The 883-nt window shown below is 65.2% G+C and carries 1 pseudogene; it reads right to left on the bottom strand.

What is annotated here, in order from left to right:
• Positions 1-883 (bottom strand): annotated as a pseudogene (locus EN964_RS38005) (hypothetical protein); the annotation flags it as partial.

Raw genomic sequence — 883 nt, 5'->3', positions numbered from 1 at the left:
TCGTCGAGATTGATGCCGGGATGGGCATCGTAGTTGTTGTTCAGCGTCGCCGTCACCGTCGCCACATTGTTGGCAACCGACAGATCCAGCGTCACCACCGTCACCGCGCCGTCCTTGCCGACGACCTGGGTGTCCGACACCCGGGTCCAGGTCAGGTTGGCGCTGTTCAGCCCGCTCAAATCGGTGCCGAAGGCGATCGAGGCGATTGCATCCGAGCCCGGCGTGAAGGTGATCGAGTTCAAGGCGGAGTCCGGACCGGCCGGCGTCGAGCCGTCGCTCAGGTTCTGGTCGTCAAGCGCCAGCGTGATCGGAGCCCCAGCAACCGGGCCTGCGCCGTCGGTGATCGTGAAGGCGATGTTGGCCGTCGACGTGTCGAGGTCGCCGTCCGTCACCGTATAGGTGGCGTTGACCGCAACCGGACCCGAGCTGTTGTCGACCGAGGCATCCGGCGTGAACGCGTAGGACCCGTCCGCCTTCACCTGGATGCTGCCGGCGCCGATGTCGATCGACTGCGAGTAGCCCGTGCCGGCATTGAAGATCAGCGGCGTGCCGTTGACATGCGTCACCGTCGCGCCGTCGGCACCAGCGACGAAGTCCAGTGTTCCCGTCACCGCCGGAGCACCTTCCGCAACCGCCTGCGAGGCTTCGTTCGATGCCGTCGGCACGTCGTCGGACACCGTCACATTGACCGTGCCGGTCGCCTGGTCGCCGTCGCTATCGGTGGCAACCACGCCGACTTGGCCCAGATTGACCAGATCGTCGAGATTGATGCCGGGATGGGCATCGTAGTTGTTGTTCAGCGTCGCCGTCACCGTCGCCACATTGTTGGCAACCGACAGATCCAGCGTCACCACCGTCACCGCGCCGTCCTTGCCGACGACCT

The sequence above is a fragment of the Mesorhizobium sp. M7A.F.Ca.CA.001.10.2.1 genome, assembly GCF_003998575.1.
Lineage (GTDB): Bacteria > Pseudomonadota > Alphaproteobacteria > Rhizobiales > Rhizobiaceae > Mesorhizobium.
This window is presented reverse-complemented; position numbering and strand designations above follow the sequence as displayed.